Here is a 26,713-nt window from a genome sequence, read left to right on the forward strand (position 1 = left end):
AGTAAAATTTGAGGCGACTGTCGTGATTACGATTGATTCACGCTGGCCGCCGAGAGAAATGCTGGACGTTCGCCGCCTCCATGGACAGGGAGATCGACCCCACTGATATATGCTGCGCCGTTGGACGCCATGAAAACGCATGCATCCCCGATATCCTCAGGTTGTGCCATACGCTTCAGTGGTACCGTCTCCGCGACGGCCGCAATCCCGTTAGCGTCCCCATAGTGCAGATGCGATTGCTCCGTGTGCACGAGACCGGGGCTGACGCTGACTACGCGAACCTTCGGCGCCCACTCCACAGCCAAGGACCGTGTGAGACTCAGGATGGCCGCCTTGGCCGCTGCATACGTTGCGCTCCCCGGCCTCGCCGTCGTAGCCCCAACGCTGCCGATAAAGATGATTACGCCGCCGTCCTGCTGCTTCTGCATAATCTTGTTGGCCTTCAACGCCGCCTGTAATGGAGCATGCAAATTCAGTTGAAGGATCGCGTCGTGGAAACGCGGTGACCCGTCTGCCGCCAACGCGAATGGCGTCCCGCCTGCATTGTTCACCAGAACGTCCAGGCGGCCAAATCGCTCCATTACTTCTTGAAAGAGCCTCTCCAGCGCCTCAGAATCGCGGAGATCGGCGGCAACGAAAGTCGCCGGTCCGTGCGGGCCTGCCGTTATAGATTCAGGGGCCGAGCGTCCGCAGATCACTACGTTCGCTCCTGAGGCCAGGAACTGCTCTGTAATTCCCCGACCTACCCCCTTCCCGCCACCCGTCACGAGAACAACTGGCTTGCTGTTTTCCTTTGACTGCACCATGTCACCTATCCTGGAAAGTCTTGCTGACTAGATCTCGTGAAAAGCCTATGCTGCCTTCAACATATCCTCGACAACTTTTTTCGCGTCACCGAACACCATCATCGTTTTGTCCATGTAGAACAACTCGTTGTCGAGCCCGGCATAGCCAGCCGCCATGGACCGCTTGTTCACAATGACCGTACGCGCCTTGTACGCCTCAAGAATCGGCATGCCCGCGATTGGTGACTTTGGATCATTCTTTGCCGCAGGATTGACCACATCGTTCGCGCCCAATACCAACACCACGTCAGTCTGGCCAAACTCCCCATTAATGTCCTCCATTTCCCGGACCAGTTCGTACGGCACCTCCGCCTCTGCGAGGAGCACGTTCATGTGTCCCGGCATCCGGCCAGCGACGGGGTGAATTGCGTACTTAACTTCGACGCCTCTCTCCACCAGCTTGTCGGTAAGCTCTTTCAGGGCGTGTTGTGCGCGTGCGACCGCTAGACCGTAGCCAGGCACGATAACCACGCTTTCAGCATTTCCGAGCACGAAGGCCGCGTCGTCTGCCGATCCTGACCTGACCGGCCTCTGCTCCTGGGTGCCGCCGGTTGCTGCCGCTCCCCCTTCATTGCCAAAGCCGCCCAAGATCACGTTAAAGAAAGAACGATTCATCGCCCGACACATGATGTAGGACAGGATCGCGCCGGAGGAGCCAACAAGCGAACCCGCAATAATCAGCATCGGGTTATTCAGCGAGAAGCCAATGCCCGCCGCAGCCCAACCTGAGTATGAGTTCAGCATCGATACGACCACCGGCATATCTGCACCGCCGATGGGAATGATGATCAAAACCCCGAGCACGAAGGCAATGACCGTCATCAACACGAACGGTAGCCAGGCTTGCGTCAGAAAGAACATTACACCGAGGGCGAGCATCGCAGCCGCAAGAACCAGATTGATCAGGTGCTGTCCGGCATAGACAACAGGTGCTCCCTGAAAAAGCCGGAATCGGTATTTTCCGGACAGCTTCCCGAACGCGATAACGGAACCGGAAAATGTGATGGCGCCCACCAAAGTGCCGACAAAGAGCTCAATGCGGTTCCCATACGGGATCGGCTGACCCGCGGCGGCTAGTCCAAACGCCGACGGTTCGGAGACAACGCCATAGGCAATACAAACCGCAGCAAGCCCAATGAGCGAATGCATTGCCGCTACCAGTTCCGGCATCTTGGTCATCTCGACCTTCGCCGCAACGTAGGCGCCGACAGCCCCCCCGGTTATCAGAGCAGCGAACAGTAAAGCAAGGCCCGCTCGAATGTCCACGCCGACGCCGTTGGACTGCCTTACGATCAACGCGAGCGTCGTGACAATAGCGACGGCCATCCCAGTCATGCCAAAAGCATTACCGATGCGCGCCGTCTTCGGATTAGATAGGCCTTTGAGCGCCTGAATAAAGCAGACAGACGCCGCCAGGTAGAGAAGAGTGACAGTGCTCAGGTCCATTTAAGTTGCTTCCTTGTGGCTCGGTTTACTCGGCTGCTTCTTCTTGAACATCTCCAGCATCCGCCGCGTTACCAAAAAGCCTCCGAACACGTTCACGGCCGCCAACAAGACGGCCACGGAGCCGAATACTTTTCCTGACGTCCCCACGGTCAGACCCGCCGCCAGCATCGCACCAACAATGACGATTGCGGAGATTGCATTCGTCACCGCCATCAACGGAGTATGAAGTGCTGGAGTAACATTCCAGACAACGTGATACCCAACGTAAATCGCCAATACGAAGATGATCACGTCGATCACCGTATGGTTAAGCACCTCCATCGCGTACGCTCCTATGTCTTCACGCTGCCCGGGCTAACGCCCCTTCCAAACACAAAAGAGTCGCAGCGACGATCTCATCTTCCGTATCCACGACCAACCTCCCCTCCTCGTCGATAATCAACTTTAGAAAATCCAGAATGTTCCGCGCGTACAACGCAGAAGAGTCGTGACTAACCATCGATGGAAGGTTTGTATAACCGACGAGTTGCACGCCGTGTCGAGTTACGACCTTATCGGCCTGAGTCAGGGGACAATTCCCGCCGCGTTGACCGGTAGTGCTGTTGGTGACCGCACCGCGGCCCGCGGCCATATCAACGATGACAGAGCCAGGCCGCATAGCCTGAAGCGTGACCTCCGGTATGAGCGTCGGCGCAGGTCTACCAGGGATAAGGGCAGTCGAGATGACAATGTCGGCCGCTTTTGCCCGTTCATGGACGAGTGCACCTTGACGGTCCAACCACGTTTGCGGCATGGGTCGGGCATAGCCTCCAACCCCATGCGCCGCTTCCTGTTCCTCCGATGTTTCGTAAGGAACGTCCAGAAACTTTGCGCCGAGCGACTCCACCTGCTCCTTCACAGCGGGTCGCACGTCCGACGCCTCAACAACGGCACCCAACCGCTTAGCGGTAGCGATCGCTTGCAGTCCTGCCACACCGGCACCGAGTATGAGCACCCGCGCCGCCTTAACCGTTCCAGCCGCGGTCATCAGCATTGGCATGAACTGCTGGTATAAAGTCGAAGCGACCAGCACCGCTTTGTATCCCGCCACGTTGGCCTGAGAACTCAATACATCAAGACTCTGCGCACGGGTCGTCCGGGGAGCCGATTCCAGGGCGAAGGCCGTGAGACCTGCACCCGCGAGTCTCGCGGTGTTTTTTTCGTCGAACGGATTCAGCATTCCGACCAAAACGGTACCGCGGCGCATACTGTGCAGCTCGGCTTCGGTCGGCGAGCCAACTTTCAAAACGACGTCCGCAATCAGCGCTTTCTTCGCATCCACTATTTCCGCACCAGCAATGACGTAAGCATCGTCTGTAAAAAAGGCGTCTGTACCTGCCCCCTCCCCTACGACGACCCTGTGTCCTTTGGCCACGAGCTTCTTTACTGTCTCCGGTGTCGCGGCCACTCGCGACTCGAGCGCGCCGGTCTCTTTCGGCACTCCGATGATCACATTCACCTCCTATTGATTTCCGTGTCGATTCATGTAGGCGCAAAATTTGGCGCCGCGAGCTGCTGCCGGAAGATACAAATCGCTACGTCAAAATTTACTCACCCCGAAGGTTGGATTCATCGTCCAGACAGACTACGCTGCGGCATCGCCACCACCGCACCTTCCGTGGAGGCGGCGACCTTTGAATAGGCATCCATTCCGTGTCTATGACAGGTCGGTGGAGTACTGCAAAATTTGCGTCGGCGTCGCGGCACGACGTCTGTTATCGACGAGTGGCTTTCGCGCGGCGTTTGCCGCCTCGCGGCCGCTGGACGGCATCCACTGGCGACAACCCCGGCATACGGCGGCATAGTCTCTGTTCAGGAGGGCCGTGACGGCATTGCAGCCTGCACGAAGTCAATAGAAGAATGCAGTGGCGACACCGCTCCACACGACTTCTTCAGGCTAAGCTCAGCTTTGATTCAGGTCGACCGAAGTAGAACATTGAATCCCTAAGTACCGCCTCTTCGACCCGGCGAGCGATCTTCCAGCCTTCCGCAGTGCGGCGATATTGCACCTTGTAGACGCCAACCTCGCGCGAAATAGCGGCACGTCCTTCAGTGTCAGAGGCCTTAATCGGGCATTCGAAGAACATTACCGCCTCAGCCGTTTCACCATTGATACGGCAAGACGGCAAGTGCATCTGATGTAGGAAGAACCAGCCCAAATCAAAGGCCGCGCGAAATTCCGCCAGTGCCTTACGCCCCTCGATCTTCGCACCTTGCCCTGCAGGCAATGGGGCGACACTGACCGTCGACCGCATTTCGAAGACGCCATCCTCGGTGAACAAGCTAGCCCACTCCTCGCCAGAACCAAAATCCCAAGAACGACTGTATTCACCTTCGAGGTGCAAAATGTCTAGGATCTGAACACGCTCTTCCAACGCAACGACCCTCTTTTCGAGATCGGTGATCATCTGTCTTCTCCTTTGCGAATAGTCCTTCGGTTGCGCCCGGCGGTACAACCGCCGCAATGTCGGAATCACTCGTCCAACTGCCCAGCCGAAACGCACATACGCGTTCGCGTCGTCGCCGACGCAAGAAGCAGTGACAGCGTCGCTCCAGTTCCTTGTTTACTTCATCGAACAACGCTTTCGCCCGACTCCGTGTCGCAGCCACCAGCCATCGCCGAGCGCTTCGTGCGGCGCTTTACGAAGTAGCTGCGATGCGATCCGCTTGGTGCTGACGAGCGCCGCTTCCTCGCCGCTTTGGCTTTTCAAGGGAGCGAGCTGATGGAAGCGCTTGCGCAGACAGGATCGCCCGCATGGTGAGCACACACAAAAAAAGACCCCCTTCTCTCGAAGGGGGTGAACAGGTGCCGGTTGAGAAAGGTTACTGTCCTTTGCGTCGCAGTGCGTCAGGTGTAAAGTCGGCCGCCGTCATGTCGCCTTGGTCGACAACAGGCGCCTTGCGCTGCTGTCCAAACACCGCGTCGACAAGGTACGCGCCCGACTGGAGGTCATGATAGAGCTGCGCAGCAGGCATGATCTTTCCGTCGTGGAACGTATTGATCCAATCGACCATCGCGACGCGCCAAAGCTGCTGGTGATTGTCGTACTCGTCAGCCATCAACGGAGCCCACGTATCTTCGTCAATGTAGATGATCCGCTTTGCATACTGATGACGATAGCCCTGCTTAAGTTTCGCTTCGAGAACCCACACGCGGTGAAGCTCATAGCGCATGTAATCTGGGTTCGGCACGCCCTTCGTCTTCAGGAGATCATCGTATTTCGACGTCGGCGCATTGATGATGTAGTTGTTATACGGGACATACAGTTCGCGCTTCCCGACGATCTTCCAGTCATAGCGTTCAGGCGATCCGTTGAAAAGCTGATCGTCGTCCACGGTGCGGAAGCCGCCGGGGCCTTGCGGCATGTCGAATCCGAACGAAGGGAGCTGGCGAACACGACGCGTCCCTGGACTGTACTGGTATGCATCACGCGGTTGCGTCTCGTAGTTGAAGTAGTCAGTCGCAATGATCGCGGTGCCGCGATCGCGCTCAGGCAACTGAGTCTCAACGTAGCATAGAGAGTTGATACCCCCAACGGTGCTGACGCGCTTCTTCGGATCCGTCCGCGGAGACAGGCACGACATCTGGCTGCGGCCCCACACAACGTTACCGTTCGAATAAACGACGGCTTGGTCCACCGTCTTATTCATCGTCCAGGGTCCCCATGGATTGTTCATGTTCCAATAAAGCTCTAGTCCTGACTTCGGAATAGGGAACGGAACCGTACCCGTAGTGGCATTGATCCCTTCACCGTTGTTCGCGAGTTCCGAATTCAATGCATTCTGTTTCGCGTTCTCGCAGAACCAGTCCGGATAACCGAAATCCCGATGAGACTTGTAAACCGGTACCTTCATCGAATCGGGATACTTCTTCAAGAGGGCCTTCAGGCCTTCCGAAAGATGTTCCGCATACTGGTCCATGTTTTGGGCCGTGACTACGATAGTGGGCTTCTCGTCCGCATACGGATTCGGGAACGGTGACCCCGGGCCCTTGTAGTCCACACCCGGTGGCACGCCCTTCCACTGGCCACCAAAAGGCGGAATCTGACCATCCTTGCTACCGGCCTTTTCGGCACCAAGGCATGTCAACGTCGTGCCGAGCTTAGCTGCCTCTTCATCGGAAACTTTCGCGGATGCCGGTTGGGCATACAAGGCATACGACAACGCCAGCACGCTGCCCAATAGGGCTGGTTTAAAGCTAGCAACTTTCATTCGCTCCTCCTGATCGGACGACTGGCGTCCACCTAAAACGTATACTTTGCGTGCAACGTGACGTAGCTGCGGTCGGCCAACGGATGCGTATGAGCATTCGCCGATGAAAGGTAAAGATTGACGGCCATCCCAATCTCCAGATTGTTCAGGCGCGTGAAGTTAGCCCCGAGGCTAAGGACCTTGTCACCAACGCCGTAAAGACTGCCAAATGCACCACCGACAGACGCGTTCCCGGCAATCGCGTGTGCCCACGAGATGGGTACAGTGAGATCCCACTGGTTGAACACATTCGGATAGTGGAGGTTTACAAGGAACTCATATGCGGCGGAGTTACGACTGTTGTACAAGTCCGAGAAGCTTGCACCGCCCAGTTGAACAGCATCTACGCTGTTGACGTGCAGATATCCGACTTCCGCGGCAAGATCGACCTCGTCGGCAAGCCAGCTATGACCGAACGTCCGCACGACCGAAGCAAGCATCTGGGTTGCGTCGCCCCGAGTTGCCGTCGGTCCAGCGCTCGTATTGACCAAGATGGGAACGCCGTGGCGATAGGTCAACTCTCCTGATACCTGCGCATCTCCCAGTCGGGTCGAAATACTCGCTCCTGCCAGCTTGATATTGTCGAAATATTTAATCTTGTAAGTTGGGGTCGGTGCGGATTGAATCACAACGCTAGGATTCTTGTCGTGATAGTTCAAATAGTAGAGACCGAGGTCGACCTTAGGCGTAACCAGATAATGCATGCCAACACCGCCCTGTCCGCCAGAGGAAGGACGGATCTCGCCGCCGTAGGGGATTTTGAACCCCGGTGCTGCATACAGAAACTGCGTGCCGGGACCGACGATATCGGACGTTGAGAAGTAGCTGCCCACCGGAAACAGTTCATTCTCCTTGTACTTCAATTGGTAATATCCCTGCAGGCTCAGTTGCTGCGTAAGTTGCAACTGCAGAGAGATCTGCGGTACAGGCAGCAGAATATCCTTAACTTCTGCTCCCGGAACCACGGCCATCGTCGCATCGGCCGGCCCCTGCGCGCTCGCCACACCTGAGAAGAACAGGCTCTCCCCCCAAGCAACTACCTGATTGCCGAGACGTACGTCCAGTCGGCGACTATCGCCGAGGCTCCACCCCCCGTACGCGTAAGCATTCAGAAGCCTTACCCGACGACCCTCAAAATAACTTGCCGCATCAGTAAATTGATTGAACTGCCCCGTCTTGTTAACGGTTGCAGGTGAATCATTGTCGTTGTGAGTACGATAGACTTGGTCATAAAACGCATTTGCGCTGAATACAAAACCAAAGTCTTTATGCTTGAGCGTTGATTCGAAGAGCGCTGACAGACGATTGTTTACTAGCCCCCACTTCCTGAAGTTCCGGTCTCCATCATCTGCATTGATTTGAGCCGGCAGCCCGTTTACGGTAGGACCGTTAATCAATGCATTCGCAGGTCCCGTAACACGCATACCTGCGCCGTACGTGACAGTGGCATGGTAATCGATAGATGTATCGTCGTTGAAGTAATACTGCCCCGCCTCTGCCGCGCTGCTCATACACAGGACTGCAGCAAAGGCGATCGGTGACACTCTTCTACTGCTGGCAAACAGCGTACTGCATCTTCCGATCATCATCTCCTCCGTCGAATTCTTCTATTGTCTCTAGCGCTTTGCGATCCCGAGGGGCCGTAAATCCACCCCTCTTATCCATTACTTTGCTCCGCGTATCCCGTTCCTACATCGTCCAATTTGACTAAGAACAAACCCGTCTCAAAGATTTTTGATCGCTGATCTTCTGGACGACGTCTTTCGTCGCGGCAAATCCTCTGGGAACTCACTTAAATCCTAGGCGCATATCCCGGCTGCGATCCCAACACCTTCTTCCGAGAACGGCCGTTGAAGCAGGCACCCAGCGCTGGCAACAGAAAGACGGCGCCCAGCAGATTCACAATGAACATAAATGCAAGCAACACGCCCATGTCAGCCTGAAACTTGAGCGGTGAGAATGCCCATGTCCCCACGCCGCATGCCATCGTGATGGCGGTGAATACAGCAGCAGTTCCTCGCTGTCGCATCGCCTCGTAGAAGGCGTGCTGAAAATCGCTGGCTGAGTGAGCCATCTCATGCTGAACACGTTCGTACAGGTAGATGCCGTAGTCCACGCCCACGCCAACGCCAAGTGCGATTACCGGCAAGGTGGCGACTTTCAAACCAATTCCTAACATCGACATGAGCGCATTACACAGGATTGAGACGATGGCGAGCGGCACGATGATGCAGAGGACTGCTTTCCACGAACGGAATGTAATAAAACACAGCAAGCTGATTGCGCCGAAAATTGAGAGCAGCATTGTGACCTCCGCCGCTGTCACCGCCTCATTCGTAGCGGCAATCACCCCAACGTTGCCGGCCGCAAGGTTGAAGGACACTTGCGGAGTCGAGGTGTCAGCAGCGACGCGCTTGATCTCCGACACAATGTGTTTGAGCGTCGCGCCTTGGTGATCCTGCGTGTAGACGAGGACCTGAATTGCCTTACAGCCATCAGTGTTCATGCCGCCGTCTGGGTTCCATCCATCTGCACCTTGACTCAGCCCGCGGCTCGAACGAGGCAACGCTTCCCAGCGCGGGTTTCCCTCGTTATTTGCTGCAATCGCGACCTTGGCGAGATCCGGCACACTGACAACTGAGCGTACGCCGTACACACCGCGCATCTGCATTTCGAATCTGTCGACTGCGTGCATGACCGGATAGTGCAAACATGCGTCATCCTGGATGCCCTTGGTCTCGACGATTACACTGAGGACGTCAATACCCGTGTAATAACTTTTGATAATCGCAGCGTTGTCCTGGTTGTACCGCGACTGGTCCCGCAGCTCCGGCGCACCGCTTCCCACATCCCCCACGGTCAGATGCCGCGACTCGTAGACTCCGCCCCCTAGCAGAAGCAGACTGACAAGGAAGATCAGAAGCGCGATCGGTCGCCGAGCCGAGTTCGACATGGCCCACCACAGCGGATGTTTCCCATCTTCGTCGAAGGCATGGAGGCTCTTCGCAGATGCTTCGAGCCTCATGTGCGAGAGAAGGATCGGAAGCATCATCTTGTTTGTGATAATCATCAGCAACACGCCGAGGCATGCAGTGACGCCAAGTTCACGAACGCTAGGAATACCGATCCGCATGATCACAAGGAAACCGAGCGCGTTGGTCAGAAGCGCGACGCTTCCCGGAACGAACAGTTTGGAGAATGCTGAATGCGCGGCATCAATCGAGTTGTGGCCGTGAAGAACCTCCTGTTTCCATGCGTTCGTCATCTGAACTGCGTGGGAGACACCAATGGAAAAAATCAAGAAAGGAACAAGGATCGACAGAGGGTCGATGCCGTAGCCAATGAGAGGCAAAGTGCCAAGTAACCAGACAACCGGAAGCAACGCGACAGTAAGCGCAAGCAATGTCATCTTTATCGAGCGACAATAGATGAACAACAGGATGCCAGTGACGACAAAAGCGGCCGCAAAGAAGACAATTACGCTGGTGAGGCCGTTGACGATGTCGCCGATTAGCGTTGGAAAGCCGATGATTTCGACGTCGACGTTCGACGTACTGAATTGAGCCCGGATTTTCTCCAACCGACGCGCCACATCGACGTAGTCGACTTTCTTTCCTGTTTGCGGATCGCTCTCCTGGAGATCGGATCTAATCATGGCGCCTCTCAGGTCGCTTTGAACAAGCCTGCCAATCTCCCCAGACTTGGCGACATTGCGCCGAACGGTTGCAAGCTCGTCCGGCTGTCCGCTGAACTTTGACGGAACCACCACATCGCCGTAAAAACCTTGCTCGGTCACCTCGACGAAGCGGACATTCGGGGTGAAAAGAGATGCGACGCGCGTTCGGTCAACTCCGGGAATAAAGAATACTTCATCGGTTGCATGCCGAAGAGCGGTTAGGAACTCGGGATTGTAAATGTCGCCTTTTCCCTTCCATCTGAGATTGACAAGAATACGATTCCCGCCCGGAAAGACGTTTGCATACTTGATGAAAGTCTTCATGTACGGATGGTCCAGCGGAATCATCTTGTAGAAACCCGGATCCAAATTCAGGCGCGATGCGCTGGCGCCGAGCATCAGCGTAATGAGCACGAAGACTGACAGAAGCAACCTGCGATGAGCGATGAGGGAGTCTGCACATCGACCAACAAACGACTGGGATATTGATTTCATGGTTCATCTCTCAGGGCTTTGCCACATCATGAAGTGACTTATCAATACTAAGGCCGCCTTCGCCAGCAAGTAGCAGGTCGCCGTTGGTCAACTCACGAACTTGTGCATAGCTCTCACGACCACCGCCGTGGATCGTCGTGAAATTTTTAAGGTTCAAGTCCGATACGGTCACGGCGCCGCCCTGACCTACCAAGACGACGCGTCCATCGCGTAGCACGGTCCCGTCAAACAGTGCTGCGCTGATGTTAGTGGGAATCTCGCGCCATTCGGCGGAGCTTCCGCCGTTGAGGTACACGTGCCCCCTCATTCCGTAGACCAGCCAACGGCCGCCCGAGAGCGCCATCGCACCAAAGAACGTCCCGTTGTAGAACTTGGTAATTTTCTCCCAGGTTTCGCCGCCATCTGAGGAGCGGACGACTAAACCCTGCTCGCCCGCGATCAGCAGGTTCTGTCCATCTCCAGCAATCGCGTAGAGATGCGCGTCCTGAACACCGATGTCTCGGGCGCGCCAAGTCGCTCCAGCATCGTCGGACTCCAGAAAGGATCCGAAGCTCCCAACGGCAAACAGTTTTCGGTCGCTTACAGCTAAGAGATCGAAGAGCGGTTCAGAGCGTTGGTCGTTGTTATGCACGCGGGACCAGTTCTGTCCACCGTTGGTCGTTTTCAGGATGACGCCGTCGTGACCGACTGCGTATCCGGTCGAGCGGCCTGCGAAATGTAGACGTGTGAGTGTAGAGTCATTTGGCGGACTAACGGACGCATGCTGCCACGTCTGTCCGGAGTCGCCGCTGCGAAGAATCACTCCAAGGCCGCCAACGGCCGTCAGTTCCGTCCCCTGAACGGCTGCACCGTTAATTAGCAGCCTATTGGGCTTTATCTGCGTCGGAGGTAATATAGGTTCCGGTCGAGCGGAGAATGCAAACACTGATGAGATTGCGACGATCGCTGACATCGCAATACCGGCAAGCTTGTACACAGCACCTCCTTTGCACCGGTCTTTTTTGATCGGCGTCCAATGTGTCTCAAGGCGCACATGCGGTGCGCTGATTCCTTTGTTCAGACCCGATCCGATTGTCAGCCCCGAATTGCTCGAGTCGGTATGGTCGAAACGATGAGCCCAATGTGATTCTTGGCTCGTTTGATGGGCGCAGCATCGTCCGTTGAGACTAAGTGCGCAAGCTTTGGCTCACTGCAGGGTAGACCCGCCAAACTGTGCAGGGCGGCGTTCGAGAAACGCGGAGACGCCTTCAGCGAAATCCGGTGTACCAGCGCACTGTATGAACGCGTTTCGCTCGGCGTCGAGCTGCTCGTCGAGGCTGGCGACAACGCCTTGACGAATCAGCAATTTACTTTTGGCGACAGCAAGAGCGGGAAGCCCCGTGAGGTGTTTGACGAGTCTCCCGAGCTCTTCATCGAGCACGCCAGCAGGAACGACCTTGTTCACCAGTCCAAGACGCTCCGCTGCGGATGCGTCGAGGCGTTCAGAAAGTAGCGTGAGCTCCATCGCCTGCTTGTGACCGAGCCATCGAGGCAGTGCGTACGTTGCTGCACCGTCAGGACTCGCCCCGATCTGGCTGTAAGCGAGCTTGAAGAACGCGTCGTCTGCGCAAAGCGCGAGGTCGCAAGCAGAAAGCAAACCGATGCCGAAGCCTGCTACCGCGCCGCGAACGGACCCAACTACACAAGGCGCACAAGCATGCAACGCGCGAATCGCAGCATGCGCGTCGTCAATAAGCGCTTCAAAAGCGGCATCCCGTAATGCCGAAGGAAGCGCAGAGGCGAGACGGAACTCGTGCAAGTCTCCGCCTGCCATAAAGTGCAAGCCAGCGCCCTTAATGACGATTACCCTGGTCTCGGCTTTGGTTTCCGCGCGTTGAACGCACTCGACCAGTTGCCTCGCGAGAGAACTGTTGAGCGCGTTCAGCTGCCGGGGTCGATTTAAAGTGAGTGTGACTACGCCATCTGCTTGTTCGTAGATGACACTGGCTTCATCAAGGTCGGGCGAGACGGCTTTATGTGTCTGGCTCATTGGCCGCATACCCGTAAAGTTGCCTCGACGTGCCTGCCCCGCCGGCTGTCTGCTACTACATTAATGTCGAACGGGCCGTCGCGTGCCTCGTCAGACGGACGAGGCTTTCCAGAGAAAGAGAGTTCGTCTCCAGGATAGATCGGTAGCGCCAGCTTCACGGCAATGGAGTGGACAGAGCGGCCGAACGACTCCCATACGAACCGTTCAACGTAGCCGTTAATCGAGAGGATGTTCATAAAAATGTCCGGAGAACCAGACGCCCGTGCGAAATCCTGGCTGTGGTGCACCGGATGAAAATCACGCGTCGCAATCGCTGTCGCGATGATGCTGGTAACCGATACCGGCACGCGGAGTTCGGGAAACGGCTGACCATTGATCTCCCTAGTTAGCCCGACGCCCCCGTTTTCGCTCTGCTGTTTCAACGGGCTCGTAACATCCTGTACAGCCGGACGTACCACCAGCATTGTGAATTCTATGGAGCCGATTGACAGTCCCAACTGGTTGGCAAATTTGCACCGTACTGTCACGAAGTAGCCGTCACCGACTGCCGTTCGCTTCAGTCCGCTCATCGCATGCAAATGTGACGTGTACATGAGCCGGTCGCCGACAAGAGGCTGACGATCATATTGCTGGGAGGAACTGACGCCAATCGCCTTAGTGAATCCGTACTCACCAAGAAGCTCGAGCACGTCCCACGCATCGCGGTCGGCTGATCCTGGAGCGTGCCGGCCGGTATATCCCGCCATGGTCCACACCTGGAGCATGGCTGCAGGAACGCGCGGTCCGGTTATGAGCCCCTCGGGTCCCGGTCGCTCCCCATAACCAAATGCTTCGAGAAACTGCCGGATCATCGGCTCATTGATGACATCCCACGCGATGATTGGGCCGAACTCCCTCGCCATTCGCTCGCGCACCCTCGCCTCGCAGGTTTCAGCGTCGTTCATGGGGAGGCCTCAATCGATCTCAAAAAGGGCGGCTGCCCCCATTCCGCCGCCGATGCACATCGAGACAACGACGTATCGAGCGCCGCGGCGCCGACCTTCGAGGAGCGCGTGTCCGGTCAACCGGCTTCCGGTCATCCCGAAAGGATGACCAACCGCAATCGCGCCGCCGTTGACATTCAGCTTATCGAGCGGGATCCCGAGGTGTTCACGGCAGTAGATTACCTGACACGCGAAAGCCTCATTGAGCTCCCAAAGACCGATGTCGTTGACAGTGAGCCCGTGGCGCTTCAGTAACTTGGGGATCGCAAATACTGGCCCAATTCCCATCTCATCGGACCGGCAACCCGCGACCGCGAATCCGCGATACACACCGAGAGGCCGAAGCCCCCGGCGATTCGCCTCTTCCCGGCTCATCAAGAGGCAGGCCGACGCACCATCTGAGAGCTGACTGGAATTTCCTGCGGTGATGAATTCACCTGCCTTGATCCACTCGCCGTCTTTCCATACCGGCTTCAACTGCGCTAGTGAATCTGCCGACGTCTCGGGTCGGTTGCCTTCGTCACGAGCGAGCGTGACTTCGGCTTTGCCAGACGGATTGCCTTCTCGGTCGAACTGAACCTTTTGGACTGTCGTCGGAATGATTTCGTCGTCGAACAGGCCATCTCGCTGGGCAGCAGCAACCCGGTGCTGGCTGAGCAGTGCGTACTCGTCCTGCGCCTGCCGGGAAATGTCATACCGGCGAGAGACGATTTCCGCAGTCTCAATCATCGCAATATAAGCAGCCGGGTCAGCCTCGAGCACCGCTGATGAGCGAGCCCGATGGCTGTTCTTGTACTTGTTCTGGGTCAGCGAAATCGACTCGACACCGCCTGCGATAGCGATGTCGAGTTCGCCGCACATGATGCTCTTCGCGACCATTGAGATCGCCATCAAGCCAGAGGAACACATACGATCGACCGCCGCGCCAGGAACTGACTCTGGCAAGCCAGACGCCCGAGCCACGAGACGGCCGAGATTGTAGCCTTGGGTGCCTTGCTGCGCCGCAACACCGAGCACGACGTCGTCAATTTCTGGTGGGGTAACCCCAGCGCGTTCGACGACCGTGCGAGCTACCTGCGCGCCCAGCCAAGGTGCCTCCGTATCGTTAAATGCGCCTCGAAAGGCTTTGCCTATGGCGGTTCTCGCTGTGGAAACGACTACAGCTTCCCTCATGATTGTCCTTTGCGTCCAGAGTCGGAAATTGCGGATTTCGGATCAATATTGGAATTCCCCGCCTTTCACGTCATCGTCCGTTGGGACTAGTTAGCCGGCGCGCCGGGCGCCGGCGGACCAGCGATGCTTTTTTAGTCCAGTAGGACGATGTCGCACCGCAGCGGACCTCGTACAGTTGCCTCATCGGGCAAGACTCGCCCGTTCATTTGATTCAGGAGCAGCGGGATGAAAATCTTAGTGCCCGTCAAGCGGGTGATTGACCCCAACGTGAAAGCTCGCGTTAAGCCAGACGGCACCGGCGTGGACCTTGCCAACGTAAAGATGGCGGTAAATCCGTTCGATGAAATTGCCGTCGAAGCAGCTGTGAGAGCCAGAGAGGCTGGCGCCGCGAGAGAGGTGATTGCGGTTTCTTGCGGTCCTGCGCAAGCGCAAGAGACTTTGCGGACTGCTCTTGCTCTAGGAGCCGACCGTGCGATCCTTGTACAGTCAGACGACGAGTTGCAGCCCCTCGCTATAGCGAAGCTGCTTAAGGTCATCTTCGACCGGGAACTGCCCGGACTGGTCATCTGCGGTAAGCAGGCCATCGACGACGATTCGAATCAGACAGGACAGATGCTCGCCGCGCTGGCCGACCTGCCGCAAGCCACATTTGCTTCAAAGATCGAATTCGGACCCGACGAAGCCATCGTCTCGCGGGAAGTCGACGGCGGCTCCGAGACTATCGCGGTCAAGCTTCCGGCCGTGGTGACAACGGATTTGCGATTGAACGAACCCCGTTATGTCACGCTGCCGAACATCATGAAGGCAAAGAAGAAGCCACTGGAAACGGTTACTCCGGCGGATTTGGGCGTTGACGTCAAGCCACGCCTCCAAACGCTAAAAGTAGCTGAACCGCCCGTGCGTAGCGCAGGGATCAAAGTTCCCGACGCGAAGACGCTCATCGAGAAACTGAAGACCGAAGCAAAGGTGCTCTAGAGGAACGTCACATGACAACGCTCGTAATCGCAGAACACGATGGCCACGCGGTCAAGAACGCAACGCTGCACGCCATCAATGCGGCCCAAAAGATCGGTGGCGAGATTCATGTCCTGGTCGCGGGCCATGAGATCAACGATGCAGTGCAGAGGATCAGCCGAATCGCAGGTGTAGACAAAGTTTTAACGGCCGACGCGCCGCATCTCGCCGACGGCCTTGCGGAGAACCTCGAGACCATGGTCTTGATCGTGGCCACTCGGTATTCGCACATCCTCGCAGCGGCCACCACCCAAGGCAAAAATCTACTGCCACGGATCGCGGCGCGCCTCGACGTTGTCCAGATAAGCGACGTCACTGCTGTATTGGATAAGAATACCTACGAGCGTCCTATCTACGCTGGCAACGCTATTTCGACGGTCCGGTCCTTAGACGGAGTCAAGGTCTTGACGATCCGAACAACCGCTTTCGATGCGGTACCGCATGAAGGCGGAAATGCCTCGATTGAAAAGATCGAGCCGGGGCCCGCGTGCCCCAAAGTACGCTTCGTGAGTCGAGACGTGGCCGAGTTCACCCGGCCCGAGCTAACCTCAGCGGCCATCGTTGTATCAGGCGGACGTGGGTTGAATAGCGCCGAGAACTATCGAGCCGTACTTGAACCCCTCGCCGAGAAGTTGAATGCCGGGCTCGGCGCCTCTCGCGCAGCCGTCGACTCGGGATTCGCGCCCAACCACTACCAGGTCGGTCAAACCGGCAAGGTCGTCGCGCCTGATCTTTACATCGCGGTGGGCATCTCAGGCGCGATCCAACATCTTGCCGGGATGAAGGACTCTAAAACCATCGTAGCCATCAACAAGGATGAGGAAGCGCCGATTTTCAGCGTGGCGGACTATGGACTTGTCGGTGACCTATTTTCCATCGTCCCGGAACTGACGGCAACGCTCGACGTTTGAGCGCCCGACTCCTCAAGGCGAACTGCCGATCAGCGCAAACAACGATGAAGCCCGACGCAACCTTACCGCTGGGACACGACCTTTCCACGAGTGAATTGGGAGCAGAACTCCGTTGCTTTCCGCTCAAGGTGTCTTCCGCCCCGGGGCTTTTCGTCCGGGGACTGCAGTTTCCCTTTGCAGTCGGAATCAATGTGGAGGATGGAGAGGTCGCTTTGCGCTCGCAAAGTCGGTCGAGGCGGAAGACAAGCGGTGATCGGCTTTGGGTCCCGCTCGGGGAGGCGTTCGACATTCTGCTGCTTAAGTCAAATCTAGATTGCGCGTCAGCCGTGACCTTTCGCCTCTCAGAGCCGGAAAGCGCAGATTGTAAATACGCCTCCCTGAGAAACAAATGCGCCGTAGAAGTTTTCACAAATCCGGGCACTAGCTGGAATGTACCTTCGATGGCCCGTCGACTTGGACTCCCACCTGCGCAACTTTGCCAACGCCTTTTCGCCGAAGGAGCTGCTCTTAGCGAAATCATCCGGAAGCAACGCTGCATGAATGCGTTTTTGTCTCTTCTCGCCACTGTCGACTCTATGGACACTATCGCTCGCAACAATGGCTTTACAGGACCGCGTCAAATGGAGAGAGAATTCCACGAGACACTCATGCTTGACGCTCAGTTATTAGAGCGCCCTCTGCCTGAGGATTGCAGATCGGTCAGTTACTCAGTCAGGGCAGAACTACGAGCTCGGGTTTTCCGCATTCGAGCGTGATTTGGAAGCGAACATTGGATCAAAGGGTGATCACCGTGTGCGAGGAGAGCCATGCCGATGACACTTAGTCGTAAAGAACAAAGCGTCGTCACACGCGAGGCAGTATTAGACAGCGCCGAACATCTCTTCTCCAAGAACGGTGTCTCGAAGACCACGTTAGAGAAAATCGCTCAGCACGCCAATGTCACACGGGGTGCGATCTACTTCCATTTCCGAAACAAGAATGAGTTGTTCGCTGCCATGCTCGACAGGGCATGGCAGCCCGTTCATGAATCGCTGTCGAACTGTACAAAACATGAGGACGTATCGGTGATGTGTGCGCTACGCGAAGCAGTCGTAACGGCGATTGGAACGCTGCGATCAGACTCGCGCAACCGGCAGGTGACTGACATTCTGCTGAATAAAAGCGAATTCATCGACGAGAACGCCCGAGTGATTCACTGCGTACGAAGCAACGCCCAACTTGCGATTTCGAATATAAGACAGGCGTTGCAACACGGCGTCCAGCGGGGCGAGTTATCCACCGCTCTTGACGTCAATGTAATCGCTCAGCTAATACATGCTCAACTGTCTGGCACCGTGCATGATGTACTTCGGTACCCCTATCTTTCTCCGGTGGACAGTTGCATTTGCGCTATCGAAGCCCTGTTTCTACTAATCGGCGAAAAGTATTCGATGTATCTAGCCGATGCATCGCCTCAGTATAGTTGTACATGAATTTCCCTGATAAACCTCTCACGTTGATAGGAATCAAACCATGTCGTTTGCGAACGAAGTCGAAAAAACAACGGATGATTACTCGAATGGAGAGAAGACATCGCAACCCTTTGGTGTTTCCCGTCGTGATTGGCGAACGACATGCAACGAACCTGGAAGGCGCGGTACGAGCCCGCCGTGGGCGTGGAAGAATGCTAGCTTCGACTGGATGGACTGGCACACTCCTTTCGACGTCACAGAGTGATTACGCGCTAGCTAGGCTTTCCCGCCGCAGGATTTCGTCCGTCACCCCGTCGTTCCGCGGTGAGAAGACGAGTGACTGTGACAGTTGGCGGACGCATATCCGAGGCTGACGCGCGAGTGAGCGCCATTTTCTGCCGGGCAGTTAATCAATGGAAGCGTTCAAGGGCCACTCGCGCGATTTTGCGCCAAGGTGTCGGATATGACGCTCGCCCATAAGCCGTGCGGAACTTCGTCGCCTATTCTTTACAGAGGCTGGGCGTCGACCACATCGACATTTTGTCGACCGGCCCGGTTCCGGTCCCGACGTTCCGATCGAAGACACAGTGGGCGCCATCGCGGATCTGGTTAAAGTCATCAACGAAAACGAAGTAAGTCTATGATCCGCCCCAGATTTGCAACCCCATGTGCTTGAGGACAGGTTGGCTTGCTCAAATCTTACATGGACGCCGCCATTTGCCAAGGAAGATAACCGTGATTTCGACAGGGAAGAAGATTGCGAACTTACATCCGGCCTTCGGGCGCAATGCTTGCCTCTGACCCCTATGGATTTCGCTGGTGACAGCCCCATTTATCCGACGAGCTTGATGCTCACTGATTTGGTCGGGTTTCTGCCACCCCGGTCTTACCTGTTTGCCATCGTAGTTCTCTTACTTGCGCAACCTGTTGGCGTATCCGCTTGGTGAACAGCTTTCAGGCCGGTCCGATATTGCCGGCCAGGACGGTGGCAATATCGGACCGGAACCCTTCCTTGCGGGTCAACATCGCCCAAACCACTCGTGCCATCTTATTGGCTTGGGCAATTGCAGCAATGTTTGTGTTGCGTCGAGCCGCTAGCCGGGACAGCCAACTCCCGGCCCGCTCCGGTTTCCTAAGGGTGTGACCAAGGACGGCCCGAGCACCATGTACCAGTAGCTGACGTAGGTACATATCTCCTCGTTGATATGACTCCCGGTGTCAATCGGGATCGGTTTTGAGCTTTGTGTTCACTTTCGCTTCTGAATTTCCTGAGGGCGGCGTAGCAGTAAAACTCGACGGTGGATCACGCTGATATTCGCGGGTTGGTACCGCATTACAGAGGTCCGTCTCGAGAGCCTGCCGCTTTCTTGCTACGCAAGTCGACTGACGATGCCATTGCCAAACGAGGACGCGGGTTGCTCGAATACCGGGCTGCGCCGCCTTCAGGAAACTCTTCCCTTATGTACGCTACGCTGAGCGTGGGCCTAGCGGCGAAGCGAGAGACATCCCCAGCCGTCCGATATCCCATATGAAGCCGGTCAGCTCGCGTGCGACGGCGATGATCGCAACGTGCGCGCTCTTACCTCGGGCCACAAGCTTGCGGTATCGCCGGCAAAGCCGTAACTGTGCATCCCACGCGCGATCGATTATCGGCTTGGGTATGCCCTCGTGACGGCGCTGGATATCGATGCTCACGCGTGCCGGATGTCGGTAGCTCCAGGCTGATTCAACAAGCAGTTTCCTTGCATAACTGTTGCCTGTCTTCGTGATGCTGCCTTGCCGGCGTTTGCCACCTGATGAGTGTTCCGAGGGGGTGACACCGAGCCACGCCATTAACTGCCGAGGGTGCTCGAATCGTGACAGATCACCCAGTTCGGATGCCAGTCCGACCGCGGACGTGAACTGGATGCCGCGCATTGCTTGCAGAGCCAGTACGGCGGGATAGAAGCGCCAGTTGGGAACGGCCTCACGCAGTGCCACCTCAAGACGTTCGCATTGCGCCAGGCGATCCTCGATCGTGCGGCGGTGTTCATTGAATGCCAGTTGCTGCCATGCACTGTCGAACGAGAACGTACTCAACCAGCGTCGGTGTGTCGGGCCCCAGTCGGGGCGGCCGACGTAACGCACCCCGTGTGAGAGCAGAAACGATTTCAGTCGACACCGTGCCTGCTTGAGGTCTTCCCTAGCCGATGACCATGCCCGGGCCAGATCACGAAACGCTTCATCTTCCACGGTCGGCACATGTACGGCGGACAGATCACCGGCCCGCAGCGAACGCACTAGCTTGATTGCGTCGCGCCGGTCCGTCTTGACGCGTTCTCCCGGCTTGCGTGGAATCAAGGATGGTGCGCACACCATGCAGTCGAACCCTTTTTCGGTCAGCCGTCGGTACAGACCGTATCCGCAGGGGCCAGCTTCATAGACCACAACGATGTGCCGGGCCTTTGATTGCAGCCGCTTGCATAGCCGATCCACTTCGATGTGTGTCGTGCCAGTCTTGCCCAGCAGTTCTACGTCACCCATACCGATCGCATAGGCAACCATGATCGAATCCTTGTGAACGTCCAGTCCCACGTACAACGTGCTATCGTTTTCCACGCTGGCCTCCGCGTCGGAAACAGACCGTTGAGTGGCGGCTCTGCCCCCCTCAATGCGGCTCTGGCAGCAGTCATTGGCACACTTCGGTGCGGCAACCCACGATACTCGAGACGGGCTCCTGCGGCGTTCGATCAGCAGCGACCATTATGTCTATCCTGATGCTGGGGTCACGGTTGAGAATCTGTGTCGATCGCGCTCGTCATCATACGAGTCAATGTCGAAAACATTCGATCCATGTGATTTATGAATATCTTCGTATCGAAAAAAATCGCTTTTTTGAAAACCCGTGTACGTAGTACTTTCGATTCGTAGTGATCCAATGCATTTTTGATATCCATGGACTGTTGGGCGTTAGCGCTGCCAGCTGGCTTCGCAGTAACACCGTCTCTACCGCTTAAGATTATCGGGAATTTTACGCATGCAAAGTGAAACGGGGCAGCATTTCGACGAAGCTCTGATGACCGAGGTGAAGAGCAAGTTTCTCTATGTCGACGAAGACCTCCACGGTAAATCTCGCCTCTATTTTGATAACGCCGGAGGTTCATTCCGGCTAAAAGCCGCAATCGAAGCGTTCACTCAGATCGATGCGATTCCTGACAACCCGGAGCGCATTCATGAATTAGCAGTACTACTGCAAGAAGTACAGCGAAGGGGGACGGAAGATGCACGTGCCATCTTCAACGCCGGCGATGGTAGTATTTTCGCATCACTCTCGGCTTCGGGTGCAATGTTCGACATGGTCCGCGCGATAGCGGAGAATGTCGACGGTAGCAACATGGTGACTACGGTCCTTGAGCATCCGTCGTCGTTTGATGCTGTCACCCTCTATGCGCAACGCCTCGGCAAAGAATTGCGAGTGGCCAAAAGCAACAGAAAGACCGGTGCCATCGACGTCGAGGCGATCGTCGAATTGGTCGACGCGAATACATGTGTGGTTAGCGTGATGTACGCGTCAAACATCACAGGCGCTAAGATCGATCTCCCTGAGCTCGTCAAGCAGATACGGCGTGTAAAGCCAGACGTATATATAGTGGTTGACGCGGTACAACATGCACCGCATGGCGTAATCGACGTCCAGGCGGCACCGGTAGATTGCATAAATTTTGCTCCTTATAAGTTTTTTGGTTGCAGGGGATCGGGAATATCTTGGCTTTCGCCACGGGCCTCGCTATTGCCGCACCACAAACTAGCCGGAAAAAAAGCAGATTTTTGGGATCTCGGAACGTCCGCGCCTGCCCAATTCGCTGTTATTACCAAGATAGTTGACTATGTCTGCTGGCTTGGAAAACAACAGCCCACTGAGACGGATCGTCGATCGCTATTCGCGCAGGGAATGCGTCGCATAGAGCTTCACGAACGGGCATTACTGAACCGCATGTTAAATGGTTCCCCCCGTATCCCTGGACTGCGCTCAATCAGAGGCGTCAACGTCCTGCTTGATCACGATGATCTGACTACACGCGATTTGATCGTCGCCATGTCATTCGACAATATAGAAGAATCGAAGGCCGTCCGGGAATACGAGCGAAGGGGGGTCATCGTGTACGAACGCGTAGCGAGCAGCCTGTATTCGAAACGCATGTTAGATTCGTTCGGAATTACTGGTGCAGTTCGCGTGTCACCGCTACATTGCAACTCAGCTGCCGACATCGATCGTTTTTTGCAAGTCACAAGCGAAATCGCCCGGGAAAGAGGCTAACGCAAGCAAGGACGTGCGAGCGACCGGCATTCAGAATCTCAAGCCGACAGATAGTGCTCTTAGAGTAAGCGGCTCACGCCGACCGTTGTACGCAGTGGGTGAGATGATCACCAAAGTAATGTCCATCATTCCGATTTGATGGGCACCAGTTTGTCACAGTCTGAAGAGAAGAAGCCCGGTATCCGAACTATGCCCGGGAGCTTCGTGATCGGCTGGGGGCTGCGGCTTGCGAGCCCGGCGTTTGGGTCTCGAAACTGGCCCGCGAGAACGGCATCAATGCGAACATGCTGTTGACCTGGCGGCGGCGTTATCTGGCCGAGCAGCAAGCTCAGTCTGCCGGGCTCATTCCGGTTGTACTTGTAGACGACACGCGAGCGGAGGTTGGAACATCATCTTCGGTTGGCCCACAGGCGCAGGACATAAGGCGTGCATAAGCTGCCGGCACAATCGAGATCCGGATCGGGCATGCGGTGGTTAAAGTGGCCGGTCTGGTCGATGCCGACCTGTTGCTGATTGTGCTGGGTCGTCTGCGCTCATGATTTCCCTGCCGGCAAGCACGCGCATCTGGATCGCTGCGCGTGTCACGGATACCGGTTACACCGGCCGCCCTTTAATCATCTGCCTCACACGTCGCCTGCTACTTGAAACCGCCTCCGAAGCGCGAATGGTTCCACGCGAGACGCAGCGATCCGTCCAAGCAACATGGGCTCGCCCCAACTATCATCTGACATCAGGACGAGCCTGCTGTTGCTCGAAGCGGTACTGGCTGGCGCGCCTCCCGCTTCATGACCAATATTTAAAACCTATGCCGCAGGCCGACAACTACCAGCGCCTGCTTGTTCGAACCAGAGTCTACGTCGTTCGAACCAATGACCGCCTGAGCCGAACCGGCACCATTCTCGCCGCTGGCATGCGCGTACGCCGCCACAGCATATACGTCCGTTCTCTTGCTCAGAAAGTAATCTGCGCCGATCGAAAACTGATGCTGCTTAGCAGACGAATCGCCGCTTGACTTCATGTAGTCATAGCCGACTTCGGTCAGGACGGTCGGGCTGACTTGCCACACAGCATAAACTTCGCCGTTGTGATACTTCTGGGTGTTCGTGAAGGTCGAGCTTCCGTCAGAATTGTATTGCGAGAAGCTGTAGTAACCACCCAGCGTCACGCTGCCTAGCACATAGTTGCCACCTGCACGCGCGATGTTGATCGAACGCGACGACGAATAGGCGCTGTTGACCGAACTGTTGAACAGCGAATCCGACGTGCTCGTGCCGCGCGACGACAGGGTCACGTTACCGTTATCGATATGCAGGTAGCCGGCAGCGAGCGACAGTGCACCAATGTTGTAGGACGCTGCACCGCTGTACGTCTGACCTGATCCCGTCGAGCCTGCCACACCGCCCAGCGCGTACATCGCCTCGAACTTCAATCCGGACCAAGTAGGGCTTACCCATTTAACTGAATTGTTGATTCGGCCGCTGTTGTCAGCATTATCGATATCGCCAGGACTGGTAAAGAAGCCGCCGAGGTAGTTGTCGCCTTGAACGGGCTGAACAAGGTCGACGAGCGGATCATATTGCCGGCCCATCGTCACAGTACCCCACCCGTTTCCGCTCAACCCGACGTATGCCTGGCGGCCAAACATGCGGCCACCTTGCCCGAGGTTGCCGTTCGTGGAATTGAAACCGTTTTCCAGCTGGAAGACAGCTTTGAGCCCGCCTCCCAGATCCTCCGTGCCCTTCAGTCCGAAGCGGGATCCCGACTCAGCGCCGCTTGCCATTCCGATCTGCGTCGAGTGGCCGCCGCTGTTATGGATATACATGATGCTCGTATCGACAATCCCGTACAACGTAACCGTGGATTGAGCATACGACACTGATGACATCATGGCGCCTATTGTGAGAATTGTGGCTGAACTCTTTTTCATTGCTTCCCCAGGACTATTAGTAGTACCACTTAATTGCCTTTCGGCGTTTTACGTCTTTTACTTCTCGACGCATTCTTTTTTTGACACTTGCTCAGTGCCAACGAAACGTCTGGACTTGCGATGATCGTGGAATCCTCGAGCTCTTGAGGACTTCGCAAGCCAAGTTCCGGATGGATGTAGATGAATTTGACCAACCCGGAACATTCATTTCGCTACCAGACTCGGGTATTTGACATCCTTCGTAAGTCTGCTTTGGCTTCCTCCTGGAAGCCCATCCTGCTTACCATCGTTAGCTTTCACCTGCACCCCTAATGGATTGGTCACTTTGGAAATTTGGATACTGCTTCCTTGCGCCCGCAGCAACACGTCAACTCTCCGCCTTCGAATAAGCCACAAGTCAAAATGTTCGAAACGCAAAGATTCGGGAACCCGCCTGCCGATTCGCTACATCCACAGCCCTCAGCCCAGCTTTACCATCCACTCACTCACCCAGATAAGCCGCCCGCACCTTCGGATCATCCAGCATCTGCTTCGCGTCACCCGACATCGTGACCAGACCCGAGTCCATCACATAGCCGCGGTTCGCCGCCTGCAGCGCAAGACGCGCGTTCTGTTCGACCAGCAGCACGGTCATGCCTTCAGCCGAGATCGCCCGCACCACTTCGAAAATCTTCTCGACCATGATCGGCGACAGACCCATCGACGGCTCGTCCAGCAGCAACAGCTTCGGACGCGAGATGATCGCGCGCGCCATCGCCAGCATTTGCTGTTCGCCGCCCGACAGCGTGCCGGCGTACTGCGCCGCACGTTCTTTCAGACGCGGGAAGAAGCCGAACATGCGATCCACGTCCGCCTTGATGCCGTCCGTATCCGTACGCAGATAAGCGCCCATCTGCATGTTCTCGACGATCGACATGCGCGCGAAGATGCCGCGCCCTTCCGGCACCATCGCGAGACCGCGCTTCAGAAGCTCATGCGGAGGCACGCCCTTGATCGACTGACCCATGTACTCGATGTCGCCTGCGGCATACGGCTTGAGCCCCGTGATCGCCTTCATCGTCGTGGTCTTGCCCGCGCCGTTCGCGCCGATCAGCGTGACCAGCTCGCCCTGCCCGACTTCGAGGTCGATGCCCTTGACTGCCTGGATGCCGCCGTAATTGACCTGCAGGCCCTTGATTTTCAACATTGCTTGCGTCGTGGACATCAGTGGACTCCTGCACCCAGATAAGCTTCGATCACCTTCGGATCCTTCTGCACGTCTTGCGGCAGCCCTTGCGCAATCACCTTGCCGTAGTCGAGAACCGTCATCTGGTTGCACAGACCCATCACGAGCTTCACGTCGTGCTCGATCAGCAGGATCGTCTTGCCGTCGGCGCGGATCTTGTCGAGCAGTCGCGTGAGTTCGACTTTTTCCGTTGCGTTCATGCCGGCAGCGGGTTCGTCGAGCGCGAGCAGCTTAGGATCGGTTGCGAGCGCGCGCGCGATTTCCAGTCGACGTTGATGGCCGTACGACAGGTTGCGCGACGTGTAGTCCGCGTACGGCGCAATGCCCACGTATTCCAGCAGTTCGATCGCGCGTTCCTTGATCTCGCGCTCTTCCTTGCGCTCGGCCGGCGTCTGGAACACCGCGCCCAGCAGGCCGTGCTTGGTGCGCACGTGGCGCCCGACCATCACGTTTTCCAGCGCGGTCATGCCGCCGAACAGACGGATGTTCTGGAACGTGCGCGCGATGCCGGCTTTCGCCACCTGATACACCGCGGTCGGCGTGTAGTTCTCGCCGTCGAGCTTGAACTCGCCCGAATCCGGCGTGTACAGGCCCGTGATCACGTTGAAGAAGGTCGTCTTGCCGGCGCCGTTCGGGCCGATCAGACCGTAAATCTGGCCGGACTTGATTTCAAGCCCGACGTCGGACAGCGCCTGCAGACCGCCGAAGCGTTTGTTGACCCCTTTCACCGACAGTCGAATGTTATCGCTCATGTTTTTTCTCCGGCGGTGCTTAGGCGCGCACCGGCTTCTTGCCGCTGCGCTTCGACAGTTTCGCGATCTTGTCTTCATGCTTGGGCGACGGCCACAAGCCTTCAGAGCGGTACAGCATGATCAGCACCATCGCGAGTGCGTAGACCAGCTGACGGATCACTTCCGTATCGACGATTTCGTGGCCGAACACCATGTTCTG

The 26,713-nt window shown here is 56.5% G+C and carries 21 protein-coding genes and 2 pseudogenes; 6 read left to right on the forward strand and 17 right to left on the reverse strand.

Going from position 1 to position 26,713, the window contains the following annotated elements; translation table 11 throughout:
• Positions 1-26: 26 nt before the first annotated feature.
• The 12 genes from B0G75_RS29750 to B0G75_RS29805 all read right to left on the reverse strand — a co-directional run bounded on the left by B0G75_RS29750 (position 27) and on the right by B0G75_RS29805 (position 14,937).
• Complete coding sequence (locus B0G75_RS29750; protein WP_106313611.1) at positions 27-806, reverse strand: SDR family oxidoreductase; 780 nt, start codon at positions 804-806, stop codon at positions 27-29.
• A 45-nt stretch (positions 807-851) separates the two neighbouring features.
• Complete coding sequence (locus tag B0G75_RS29755) at positions 852-2,291, reverse strand: NAD(P)(+) transhydrogenase (Re/Si-specific) subunit beta (RefSeq protein WP_106313612.1); 1,440 nt, start codon at positions 2,289-2,291, stop codon at positions 852-854.
• Positions 2,292-2,612: an NAD(P) transhydrogenase subunit alpha gene (locus tag B0G75_RS29760; RefSeq protein WP_106313613.1), complete on the reverse strand. Its 321-nt coding sequence runs from the start codon at positions 2,610-2,612 to the stop codon at positions 2,292-2,294.
• 19 nt (positions 2,613-2,631) lie between these two features.
• Positions 2,632-3,783, reverse strand: a complete 1,152-nt coding sequence (locus tag B0G75_RS29765) for a Re/Si-specific NAD(P)(+) transhydrogenase subunit alpha (RefSeq protein WP_106313614.1) — start codon at positions 3,781-3,783, stop codon at positions 2,632-2,634.
• Between the two features lie 439 nt (positions 3,784-4,222).
• Positions 4,223-4,738: a nuclear transport factor 2 family protein gene (locus tag B0G75_RS29770; RefSeq protein WP_106313615.1), complete on the reverse strand. Its 516-nt coding sequence runs from the start codon at positions 4,736-4,738 to the stop codon at positions 4,223-4,225.
• A 415-nt stretch (positions 4,739-5,153) separates the two neighbouring features.
• Complete coding sequence (locus B0G75_RS29775) at positions 5,154-6,542, reverse strand: DUF1329 domain-containing protein (protein WP_106313616.1); 1,389 nt, start codon at positions 6,540-6,542, stop codon at positions 5,154-5,156.
• A gap of 32 nt (positions 6,543-6,574) precedes the next feature.
• The gene (locus B0G75_RS29780; RefSeq protein ID WP_258194767.1) at positions 6,575-8,125 is read right to left on the reverse strand and encodes a DUF1302 domain-containing protein; all 1,551 of its coding nucleotides are present in this window, start codon (positions 8,123-8,125) and stop codon (positions 6,575-6,577) included.
• A 248-nt stretch (positions 8,126-8,373) separates the two neighbouring features.
• A complete protein-coding gene (locus tag B0G75_RS29785) occupies positions 8,374-10,752 on the reverse strand; it encodes an RND family transporter (RefSeq protein ID WP_106313618.1) in 2,379 nt (792 codons plus the stop codon).
• 10 nt (positions 10,753-10,762) lie between these two features.
• Positions 10,763-11,728: a YCF48-related protein gene (locus B0G75_RS29790; RefSeq protein WP_106313619.1), complete on the reverse strand. Its 966-nt coding sequence runs from the start codon at positions 11,726-11,728 to the stop codon at positions 10,763-10,765.
• A gap of 210 nt (positions 11,729-11,938) precedes the next feature.
• On the reverse strand, positions 11,939-12,781 hold the full coding sequence (locus B0G75_RS29795) for an enoyl-CoA hydratase/isomerase family protein (protein ID WP_181309379.1): 843 nt from the start codon (positions 12,779-12,781) through the stop codon (positions 11,939-11,941).
• Complete coding sequence (locus tag B0G75_RS29800) at positions 12,778-13,725, reverse strand: MaoC/PaaZ C-terminal domain-containing protein (protein ID WP_106313621.1); 948 nt, start codon at positions 13,723-13,725, stop codon at positions 12,778-12,780. Before B0G75_RS29800 ends, B0G75_RS29795 begins: the two co-directional genes overlap by 4 nt.
• 9 nt (positions 13,726-13,734) lie before the next feature.
• Complete coding sequence (locus tag B0G75_RS29805; RefSeq protein WP_106313622.1) at positions 13,735-14,937, reverse strand: acetyl-CoA C-acyltransferase; 1,203 nt, start codon at positions 14,935-14,937, stop codon at positions 13,735-13,737.
• A 225-nt stretch (positions 14,938-15,162) separates the two neighbouring features.
• Here B0G75_RS29805 and B0G75_RS29810 point away from each other — a divergent pair, with 225 nt between their 5' ends.
• The 4 genes and pseudogenes from B0G75_RS29810 to B0G75_RS41875 form a co-directional block, all read left to right on the forward strand.
• Positions 15,163-15,912 carry an electron transfer flavoprotein subunit beta/FixA family protein gene (locus B0G75_RS29810; protein WP_106313623.1) on the forward strand — a complete coding sequence of 250 codons (750 nt, stop codon included), beginning with the start codon at positions 15,163-15,165 and terminating at the stop codon, positions 15,910-15,912.
• 11 nt (positions 15,913-15,923) lie between these two features.
• Complete coding sequence (locus tag B0G75_RS29815) at positions 15,924-16,862, forward strand: electron transfer flavoprotein subunit alpha/FixB family protein (protein WP_106313624.1); 939 nt, start codon at positions 15,924-15,926, stop codon at positions 16,860-16,862.
• Positions 16,863-17,668: 806 nt separating this feature from the next.
• Positions 17,669-18,334 (forward strand): TetR family transcriptional regulator, encoded by a 666-nt coding sequence (locus B0G75_RS29820; RefSeq protein ID WP_106313625.1) that lies wholly within the window; start codon positions 17,669-17,671, stop codon positions 18,332-18,334.
• 438 nt (positions 18,335-18,772) lie between these two features.
• A pseudogene (locus tag B0G75_RS41875) lies at positions 18,773-18,927 on the forward strand (aldo/keto reductase); the annotation flags it as partial.
• 853 nt (positions 18,928-19,780) lie between these two features.
• On the opposite strand, the gene B0G75_RS29835 reads toward B0G75_RS41875, so the two are convergent.
• Positions 19,781-20,911, reverse strand: coding sequence for an IS110 family transposase (locus tag B0G75_RS29835; protein ID WP_106313627.1), 1,131 nt, complete (start codon positions 20,909-20,911; stop codon positions 19,781-19,783).
• Positions 20,912-21,329: 418 nt separating this feature from the next.
• On the opposite strand from B0G75_RS29835, the gene B0G75_RS29840 reads away from it, so the two are divergent.
• Together B0G75_RS29840 and B0G75_RS41545 are read left to right on the forward strand one after the other, a co-directional pair.
• Entirely contained in the window at positions 21,330-22,610 is a 1,281-nt protein-coding gene (locus B0G75_RS29840; protein WP_106313628.1) for an aminotransferase class V-fold PLP-dependent enzyme, read from the forward strand.
• A gap of 212 nt (positions 22,611-22,822) precedes the next feature.
• Positions 22,823-23,044: a transposase gene (locus B0G75_RS41545; RefSeq protein ID WP_258194770.1), complete on the forward strand. Its 222-nt coding sequence runs from the start codon at positions 22,823-22,825 to the stop codon at positions 23,042-23,044.
• A 362-nt stretch (positions 23,045-23,406) separates the two neighbouring features.
• Here the strand turns inward: B0G75_RS41545 and B0G75_RS29850 are convergent, their stop codons facing one another.
• The 4 genes and pseudogenes from B0G75_RS29850 to B0G75_RS29865 form a co-directional block, all read right to left on the reverse strand.
• Entirely contained in the window at positions 23,407-24,537 is a 1,131-nt protein-coding gene (locus tag B0G75_RS29850; RefSeq protein WP_106313629.1) for a porin, read from the reverse strand.
• Between the two features lie 481 nt (positions 24,538-25,018).
• Positions 25,019-25,723: an ABC transporter ATP-binding protein gene (locus B0G75_RS29855; RefSeq protein ID WP_106313643.1), complete on the reverse strand. Its 705-nt coding sequence runs from the start codon at positions 25,721-25,723 to the stop codon at positions 25,019-25,021.
• Between the two features lie 17 nt (positions 25,724-25,740).
• A complete protein-coding gene (locus tag B0G75_RS29860; RefSeq protein WP_106313630.1) occupies positions 25,741-26,514 on the reverse strand; it encodes an ABC transporter ATP-binding protein in 774 nt (257 codons plus the stop codon).
• A gap of 19 nt (positions 26,515-26,533) precedes the next feature.
• Positions 26,534-26,713 (reverse strand): annotated as a pseudogene (locus B0G75_RS29865) (ABC transporter ATP-binding protein); the annotation flags it as partial.

Origin of the sequence: Paraburkholderia sp. BL18I3N2, assembly GCF_003001875.1 — a bacterium.
Classification (GTDB): domain Bacteria; phylum Pseudomonadota; class Gammaproteobacteria; order Burkholderiales; family Burkholderiaceae; genus Paraburkholderia; species Paraburkholderia phytofirmans.